Annotated in this window: 7 protein-coding genes; 6 read left to right on the top strand and 1 reads right to left on the bottom strand. The window is 70.5% G+C overall.

Annotated features, from left to right (window positions below):
* From AB1578_19640 to AB1578_19620, 5 genes are all read left to right on the top strand, one after another.
* The coding region (locus tag AB1578_19640; GenBank protein ID MEW6490107.1) for a TRAP transporter large permease subunit at positions 1–703 on the top strand (703 nt) is incomplete at its 5' end.
* Between the two features lie 13 nt (positions 704–716).
* Positions 717–1,913, top strand: coding sequence for a CoA transferase (locus AB1578_19635; GenBank protein MEW6490106.1), 1,197 nt, complete (start codon positions 717–719; stop codon positions 1,911–1,913).
* 283 nt (positions 1,914–2,196) lie between these two features.
* Positions 2,197–3,783 (top strand): L-aspartate oxidase, encoded by a 1,587-nt coding sequence (gene nadB, locus AB1578_19630; protein ID MEW6490105.1) that lies wholly within the window; start codon positions 2,197–2,199, stop codon positions 3,781–3,783.
* The gene (locus AB1578_19625) at positions 3,780–4,160 is read left to right on the top strand and encodes a response regulator (protein MEW6490104.1); all 381 of its coding nucleotides are present in this window, start codon (positions 3,780–3,782) and stop codon (positions 4,158–4,160) included. Before nadB ends, AB1578_19625 begins: the two co-directional genes overlap by 4 nt.
* Before the next feature lie 31 nt (positions 4,161–4,191).
* The gene (locus tag AB1578_19620; protein MEW6490103.1) at positions 4,192–5,703 is read left to right on the top strand and encodes a FapA family protein; all 1,512 of its coding nucleotides are present in this window, start codon (positions 4,192–4,194) and stop codon (positions 5,701–5,703) included.
* Positions 5,704–5,897: 194 nt separating this feature from the next.
* Here AB1578_19620 and AB1578_19615 read toward each other — a convergent pair whose 3' ends face one another.
* The gene (locus AB1578_19615) at positions 5,898–7,691 is read right to left on the bottom strand and encodes a phosphoenolpyruvate carboxykinase (GTP) (GenBank protein MEW6490102.1); all 1,794 of its coding nucleotides are present in this window, start codon (positions 7,689–7,691) and stop codon (positions 5,898–5,900) included.
* A 384-nt stretch (positions 7,692–8,075) separates the two neighbouring features.
* On the opposite strand from AB1578_19615, the gene AB1578_19610 reads away from it, so the two are divergent.
* Positions 8,076–8,243 carry a hypothetical protein gene (locus tag AB1578_19610; protein MEW6490101.1) on the top strand — a complete coding sequence of 56 codons (168 nt, stop codon included), beginning with the start codon at positions 8,076–8,078 and terminating at the stop codon, positions 8,241–8,243.
* Positions 8,244–8,281: the final 38 nt, after the last annotated feature.

Below are 8,281 nucleotides of genomic sequence, written 5' to 3'. Positions count from 1 at the left end.
CGCCCTGGCGGCCGCCGAGGCCGAGTCGTACACCCTGGGGGAAAAGGTGCGCTCGTCGGTCAAGACCATCCCGTTCCTCGTGGTGGTGGTCCTGGTGCTCGCCTCCCTCTACACGGGCTGGGCCACCCCGAGCGAGGCGGCGGGGGTGGGGGCGTTCCTCATCCTCGTCACCGTGGCCGTCGTCTACCAGACCTACCGGCCCCGCCAGATCCGCGACATCCTGCTGCGCACCGCCCGGGAGAGCACGATGATCATGATGATTATCGCCACCTCCTTCCTCTTCGGGGCGGTGCTCACCAGCCTCTACGTCGCCCAGACCCTGGCCCAGGGCATCGTGGACCTCGAGCTCAACCGCTGGGTCGTGATGGCGCTTGTCAACGTGCTCCTCCTTGTGCTGGGGTGCTTTTTGCCCCCCGTCGCGATCATCCTGATCCTCTCGCCGATCCTCCACCCCATCATCACAGGGCTGGGGTTCGACCCCATCTGGTTCGGGGTGGTGATGACGCTCAACCTCGAGGCCGGGCTCGTGACGCCCCCCGTGGGACTCAACCTCTACATCGTGCAGGGGATCGCCCCGGAGATCCCCATCGGCACGGTGCTCCGGGGGGTGGTGCCGTTCATCTTGCTCCTGCTCCTGGGAATCGTCATCCTGTGCGCCTTCCCCGGCCTGGCCACCTGGCTGCCGGCGCACATGATCGGCTGAGAGGATCGTGGATATGGAGCCAACGTTGCCGCTTGCGGGCCTCAAGGTGCTCGACCTCACCCGGGTCCTCGCGGGCCCCTACTGCACCATGGTGCTCGCGGACCTGGGCGCCGAGGTGGTGAAGGTGGAGGTGCCCGGCATCGGGGACGACGCGCGCCACTTCGGCCCCTTCGTGGGCACGGAGAGCGCCTATTTCATGAGCCTCAACCGCAACAAGGAGAGCATCACCCTGAACCTCAAGGACGAGCGGGGCCGGGAGCTCTTCCTCTCTCTGCTCACGTCCTTCGACGTGCTCGTGGAAAACTTCCGCCCCGGCACCATGGAGAAGCTGGGGCTCGGGTACGACCGCCTCGCCCGGTCCCACCCTGGGCTGGTCTACGCGGCGGCCTCGGGCTTCGGGCACACCGGGCCCTACCGCCTCAAGCCCGCCTACGACGTGGTGGTGCAGGGGATGGGGGGCATCATGAGCATCACCGGGCACCCGGGCGGGCCCCCCACCCGGGTGGGGGCCTCCATCGGGGACATCACCGCCGGCCTCTTCACCGCCATCGGCATCCTGGCCGCCCTGCGGGCCCGGGAGGAGACGGGGAAGGGGCAGATGGTGGACGTGGCCATGCTCGACTGCCAGGTGGCCATCCTGGAAAACGCGCTCGCCCGCTACGAGGTCTCGGGCCAGGTGCCGGGCCGGATCGGCAACCGCCACCCCTCCATCACCCCCTTTACCTCGGTCCCCGCCTCCGACGGCCATCTCATCCTCGCCGTCGGCAACGACGCCCTGTGGGAGAAGTTCTGCCGCCTCGTGGGGCGGGGCGACCTCTGGGCCGACCCGGAGTTTCGCACCAACCACGACCGCACCGAGAACTGGGGCCGCCTCGAGCCCCTGCTGGCCGAGGTCTTCGCGGGTCGCACCACCGCCGAGTGGCTCGCCCTCCTGGAGGGTGCCGGTATCCCCTGCGGCCCCATCAACGGCATCGAACAGGTGGTGGAAGATCCCCAGATCGCCGCCCGGGAGATGGTGGTGGAGGTGGAGCACCCGGTGGCGGGCCCCCTCAAGATGGCCGGGTGCCCCGTGAAGCTCTCCGGCGCCCCGCGCCAGTGGCTGCGCCGCCCCTCGCCCCTGCTCGGCGAGCACACCGAGCAGGTGCTCCGGGAATCGCTCGGCCTGGGCGCTGAGGAGGTGCGGGCCCTGCGGGAGGCGGGGGTCGTGTAGCAAGGGAACCACCACCCCCCGAGGGAACCGCCACCCCCCGAGGGAACCGCCACCCATCGGTATCGGTATCGCTATCGGGATCCCCATCCCCATCGGGATCGAAATCCCCACCGACCCCGCCAGCGGCCTCCCGAGCGACGCCCCCCCTGGACCACTCCCCGCCCCAGGCCCGCCTTGACACGCCGTTTTCGGCTGTACTACGGTTTCTTCACCTTCGGGCGGGACCTCCCCATGGGAGCTTCGGGCCCGCCGTCTTTCCCAGAGCAGAAAGTGGGTCTGCCCGATGGAGTCCTTCGAGGTCCTGGTGCTCGGCAGCGGCATTGCCGGCCTTTCCCTTGCGCTCCAGGTGGCCGGCCGCGGCCCCGTGGCCGTGGTCACCAAGAAGGACCGCGGCGAGTCCAACACCAACCTTGCCCAGGGGGGCATCGCCGCGGTGCTGGACCCGGCCGACTCCTTCGAGGCCCACGTCCAGGATACGCTGACGGCCGGAGCCGGCTTGTGCCATCCCGACGTGGTGGCCCGGGTGGTGCGCGAAGCGCCCGGCGAGATCGCCCGCCTGGCGCGCTGGGGGGTCTCGTTCACCCCGTCGGCCACGCCGGGTCTTCCCTACGACCTGGGTCGAGAGGGAGGGCACAGCCGCCGCCGCATCGTCCACGCCCGGGACATGACCGGCCGAGAGGTGGAGCAGGCGCTCCTGCGGCGGGCCAAGGAGCACCCCAACATCCGGTTCTTCGAGAACCACTACGCGGTGGACCTTCTGGTCCGGCCGGGGCCGGGTGGGGCACCGCGGTGCTTCGGCGCGTACGTGTTGGGGCCCGGGGGCGCCGTGGAGTCCTTTCCCGCGCGGGTCACCGGGCTGGCCACGGGGGGCGCGGGGAAGGTGTACCTGTACACGTCGAACCCCGACATCGCCTCCGGCGACGGCGTGGCCATGGCCTTCCGGGCCGGGGCCCGGGTGGCCAACCTCGAGTTCATGCAGTTCCACCCCACCTGCCTCTTCCACCCCTACGCAAAGAACTTCCTCATCAGTGAAGCGGTACGGGGAGAGGGCGGGGTGCTCAGGCTGGCCAGCGGCGAGGCGTTCATGGAGCGCTATCACCCCCTGGGGTGCCTGGCCCCCCGCGACATCGTGGCCCGGGCCATCGACGCCGAGATGAAGCGCCGGGGGGACGAGTGCGTCTTCCTCGACATCACCCACCGGCCCCCGGACTTCGTGCGGGAGCGGTTCCCCGGCATCCACGCCCGGTGTCTGGAGCTCGGCATCGACATCACTGCCCAGCCCATCCCGGTGGTCCCCGCCGCCCACTATCTGTGCGGGGGCGTGGTGGTGGACGACTGCGCCCGCACGTCGATCCCGGGCCTGTACGCGGTGGGGGAGGTAGCCTGCACCGGGCTGCACGGCGCCAACCGCCTGGCCAGCAACAGCCTGCTCGAGGCGCTGGTCTTCGCCACCGCCGCAGCGGGGGACGCGGGGCAGTGGCTCGACGCCGCCGCCCCACCCCTGCCGCCGGTGGAGCCGTGGGACGACTCGGGCACCACCGACAGCGACGACGAGGTGGTGGTGACCCAGAACTGGGACGAGATCCGCCGGTTCATGTGGAACTACGTAGGGATCGTGCGCACCGACAAGCGCCTGGCCCGGGCCCGGCGGCGCATGGACCTGCTCCTGGAAGAGATCGGCGAGTACTATCGGAACTTCCGGGTAACCCCCAACCTGGTGGAGTTGCGAAACCTCGCCCTGGTTGCCGACCTCATGATTGGCTGCGCCATGACCCGAAAGGAGAGCCGGGGGCTCCACTACAACCTGGACCACCCGGCCACCGACGCCGCTTGGCAGCGCGACACGGTCCTGGAGGGCCCGCTTCCGTGACCCCGCGTCCCTACCCCGAGACCATCCTGGTGGTGGACGACACCGAGTTCATGGTGAAGATGCTCGACGACATCTTCGGCGGCGCCGGATACCGGGTCCACGCCGCCCGGAGCGGGGAGGAGGCCCTGGCCCTCTACGAGGAGGCGCTGCCGGACCTGGTAACCCTGGACGTGGTCATGCCCGGCCTGGACGGCATCGCGACCCTGGAGCGGCTGCGGCGCCTCGATCCCGCCTGCCGGGTCATCATGGTCTCGGGGGTGGGCCAGGAGGAGCGGGTCCTCGCCGCTCTCCAGCGGGGAGCCCGAAACTACGTCCTGAAGCCCTTCGAGCGGGAGAAGGTCCTCGCGGTGGCGCGCCGGGTGCTCGACGAGTACTGATTCTTCCCCGCGGCGAGACCGAGGAAACGAGATGGCGGCAGACGTGGTGATCACGGCCGAGGGCGACCGGATCCTCGTGAGGGTGGGGAGCGGGTTTTCCGGGCGCTTCTCCGAGCTCGTCGCCCAGGTGAGGGAGAAGATCCCGGGACTGGCGGTGGACTGGACCGCCGTGCGGGAGGCCTACCTCTTCGGCCGCGACCGACCGTTTCCCGTGGCCAGCCGGGATCCGGCGGAGACCCTCGCCGAGAAGGCAAAGATCCGTTTCAGCCCGGACGGACTCACCGCCTACCTCCTCCTCTTCCCCCCCAAGCCGCGGGGGCGGCGGATGGAGGAACCCCAGCTCCAGGCGCTGGCCGCCGCCTACGGCGTACCGGCACCCCTCGTGGACGCCGGGGCCCTGCGCCGGGCCCATCTGCACCGGGGTTCCCTCCAGCCCCAGGTGCTCGCCCGCGGCCGCCCGCCGGTGGACGGTCACCCCGCCTGGATCCACTGGTACGAGGGCCATCCCAGCGACCCCGAGGGGTTTCTCGCGGCGTACCGTGACCAGGGGGACTACCCCGACGCGGTCCTGGCCGAATGCCGGCCGGGACAGGCGGTGGGGGATTATCACCCCCCCGGCGCCGGAGCCGCCGGTACTTCGGTTCGCGGCGATGCTCTCGCCCCGTGCCCGGGGAGGGATCTCACCCAACTGGGCCCGGGGCTGCGGCGCGACGAGGCCCGCCGGGCCGTGGTGGCGGAGGCAGCGGGTCACCTGCGCCTCACGGGGATCGGGAGCACCCGGGCGGAGGTGGTCCCCCTGCTGCGGGTCGCCGACGCCCAGGAGCTCCGGGCCTTCGCCGGCGGCGTCTTTCCCGGCTCGGTGGTGGTGGACGGGGACCTGGAAGCCGGCTTTCCCGTGCGCATTCTGGGCGACCTGGAGGTGCGCGGCGCCCTGATCCGCTCCCCCGTGGAGGTGCTGGGTTCGCTCTTCGTGCGGGACGGCGTCATCCAGAAAGGCCGAGCGCCGGTGCGGGTGGGAGGGCTGGCCGTAGCGGCATTTCTCGACCACGCCTCCCTTCAGGCCCAGACCGTCCTGATCCGCCGGTACAGCCTGAAGAGCCAGGTCCTGGCCCTGGAGTCCGTGCTTACGGCCGATTCGGGGAGCATTCAGGGAGGATCGGCAGGAGCCGGCCGGGAGCTGCGGCTCGGCACACTGGGCTCCGGCAACGCCATGGCCACGGAGGCCGCGGCCGGCGCGCCCCAGGTGGCAGACGCCTTCCGGGCGCTGTATCTGGATTGGTCCAAGGCCCTGGGGGAGGCCCCGGCGGAAGGTCAGGCGCCACCGCCCGAGGCGCAGGCCGCTGCAGCCCACTGGAGGGCGCGGGCCGAAGCCCTCGCGACCCTCGATCCGTCCGAAGCGCGGGTCGCAGCCCAGACCGTGCACGCCGGGGTGACGGTGCGCGTGGGCACGGCGGCCCGCACGGTGGACAACCCCGTGGGACCAGCCGAGTTCCTCTTCGAACGGGTAGGGGGACGGGGGCGCGTAGCCCTGAGCCGCCTGTAGAACGGGGTCGGCGCCTGCTAGATCGGTATCGCTATCGGGATCGAAATCGGGGTCGAAATCGGGATCGATACCGATACCGATTGCGATTGCGATTGCGATTGCGATTGCGATTGCGATTGCGAGGGGAACGGTGTGCCCCTTGGGGGACGCCCGAAAACTTGACCCGCTGTGTTCAAGCCTTCAGGACCCCGTTTCTACGCCCGGGCCAGGCGCTCTTCCAGGCTCTCGAGCTGGGCCCAGAGCCGTTGGGGCAGCCGGTCTCCGAAGCGCGCGAAGTGCGCGCGAATGCTCTGGGCTTCCTCGCGCCAGGCGTCCCGGTCCACCCGCAGCAGTTCCTCCATGTCGGCAGCGGAGACCGCGAGACCCGTGCGGTCCACGGCTCCCGGCGTGGGAACGTGCCCGATGGGGGTCGCCACCGCTTCTGCGCCGCCGCCGGTGCGCTCGAAGATCCAGCGCAGCACGCGGCTGTTCTCCCCGTACCCCGGCCAGAGCCAGCGCCCTTCGGGCGTCTTCCGGAACCAGTTCACGTAGAAGATCTGGGGGAGGCACTCGGGCCGGGTCCGCTCCCCGATGGAGAGCCAGTGGGCGAAGTAGTCGCCCATGTGGTACCCGCAAAAGGGGAGCATCGCCATGGGGTCCCGGCGCAGGGCGCCCACCTTCCCGGCCGCGGCCGCGGTGGTCTCGCTGCTGGCCACGGCGCCCAGGAAGGTGCCGTGCTCCCAGTCGAAGGCCTGGTGCACCAGGGGCACCACCGAGGCGCGGCGCCCCCCGAAGAGGATGGCCGAGATGGGCACGCCCCGGGGGTCTTCCCAGGCCGGGTCGATGGCCGGGCACTGGGCGGCGGGTGCGGTAAAGCGCGCGTTGGGGTGGGCCGCGAGCCGGCCGCAGCCGGGCGTCCACTCCTGGCCCTTCCAGTCGGTGAGCCTCGGGGGCGGCATGGGGGTCATCTGCTCCCACCACACGTCCCCGTCCGGAGTCTCCGCCACGTTGGTGAAAATGGAGTTGCGCGTCATGCTGAGCATGGCGTTGGCGTTGGACTCCATCGACGTGCCCGGGGCCACTCCGAAGAACCCGTACTCCGGGTTGATGGCGTAGAGGCGCCCGTCGTCCCCGAACTTCATCCAGGCGATGTCGTCTCCCACGCACTCCACCTTCCAGCCCGGCACGGTGGGGATCATCATCGCCAGGTTCGTCTTGCCGCAGGCGCTCGGGAAGGCCCCAGCAAAGTACTTCTTTTCGCCGGAGGGCGCAGTCACCCCCAGGATCAGCATGTGCTCCGCCAGCCACCCCTCCTCCCGGGCCATGGCCGAGGCGATGCGTAGCGCAAAGCACTTCTTTCCCAGAAGGGCGTTGCCGCCGTAGCCGCTCCCGTAGGACCAGATCGCGCGCTCCTCGGGGAAGTGGACGATGTACTTGTTCTGGGCGTTGCAGGGCCAGGGCACGTCGGCCGCCCCGGGCAGGAGGGGCGCTCCCACCGAGTGCAGGCAGGGCACAAACGGGCCCGTGGGGCCGAGGACGTCGAGGGCGGGCCGCCCCATGCGGGTCATGATCCGCATGTTCACCGCCACGTAAGGCGAGTCGGTGAGCTGGACGCCGATGTGGGCGATGCGCGAGCCCAGGGGCCCCATGCTGAACGGGATGACGTACATCGTGCGCCCCCGCATGGAGCCCCGGAAGAGGGCGCGCAGCGTCGCCTTCATCTCTTCGGGGTCGCGCCAGTTGTTGGTGGGGCCGGCGTCGTCGCGGCTGCGGGAGCAGATGAAGGTGCGGTCCTCGACGCGAGCCACGTCGCCCGGGTCGGAGCGGCACAGGAAGCTCCCGGGCCGCTTCTCGGGGTGCAGGCGCTGAAAGGTGCCGGACTTCACCATGAGCTCGCACAGCGCGTCGTACTCCCGCTGCGACCCGTCGCACCAGTGGACCGCAGCGGGCTCGCACCACTGCGCCGTTTCCTGGACCCAGGCGTCGAGCTTGGCGTGGGACGTCATCATTGTCCTCCCGGAGCAGGGATTCGGGGGCCTCTTTCTAACAGTTCTGCCCCGGAGCAAGCAACCCGTTTTCCGGAAATCCGCTGCCGGCCGCCGGGCCGCCCAGCCGCCCGGCGCTCGGCCCCGCGCTCGGTTTGCCCACGGCGACCGCCCTGGAGTAACCTTTGGGGGCCTCGGGCCATCGAAGGGCGCGAGGGCAGCATCGGCCCCCCCGCTTCCGGCAAGGAGGACACCATGATCGAGATCACCGAGAAGGCCCGCGAAAAGCTCCTGGAATCCGTCAAGGAGCACGGCACAGACCCGGCGGTGCGCATCTACGTCGCTGGCTCCGGCTGAGGGGGGCCCTCCTGGGGCCTGGCTCTGGACGAGCCATCCGACGAAGACGAGGTGAGAACCGAAGAAGGGTTCCGGCTGGTGATGAGCCGCGGCCTGCTGCGGCAGGTGGGCAGCGTGGTGGTGGACTACCTCTCGGGGCCCCTCCGCAGGGGGTTCAACGTGAAGGCGGCGTCACAGGGCCAGGGCAACGACTGCTCCTCGGGTTCCTGCTCCTGCTGAGGCGCCCCTGACCTTCGGTCATCCCGAGGGAGGAAGGA

This window comes from Thermodesulfobacteriota bacterium, from assembly GCA_040756475.1.
Lineage (GTDB): Bacteria > Desulfobacterota > Deferrisomatia > Deferrisomatales > JACRMM01 > JBFLZB01.
Note: the sequence above shows the minus strand (reverse complement) of the source record. Positions and strands in the feature narration are given on the sequence as shown.